The sequence below is a fragment of the Neisseria sp. P0014.S009 genome, assembly GCF_051958155.1.
GTDB classification, from domain to species: domain Bacteria; phylum Pseudomonadota; class Gammaproteobacteria; order Burkholderiales; family Neisseriaceae; genus Neisseria; species Neisseria flavescens_C.
The window spans coordinates 1-289 of record NZ_JBQCVS010000102.1 but is presented as its reverse complement, the minus strand read 5'-3'; the positions used below and the strand labels follow the sequence as shown (position 1 = coordinate 289).

Genomic DNA, 289 nt, shown 5'->3' with positions numbered 1-289 from the left:
GTAATACGTAGGGTGCAAGCGTTAATCGGAATTACTGGGCGTAAAGCGTGCGCAGGCGGTTTTGTAAGACTGTCGTGAAATCCCCGGGCTCAACCTGGGAATGGCGATGGTGACTGCAAGGCTAGAGTTTGGCAGAGGGGGGTAGAATTCCACGTGTAGCAGTGAAATGCGTAGATATGTGGAGGAACACCGATGGCGAAGGCAGCCCCCTGGGTCAAAACTGACGCTCATGCACGAAAGCGTGGGGAGCAAACAGGATTAGATACCCGGGTAGTCCTGTCTCTTATAC

1 rRNA gene is annotated in these 289 nt (G+C 53.3%); it reads left to right on the top strand.

The features are described 5' to 3' along the window. Positions 1–289: ribosomal RNA gene (locus tag ACTHS4_RS11860) — 16S ribosomal RNA — on the top strand; the annotation flags it as partial.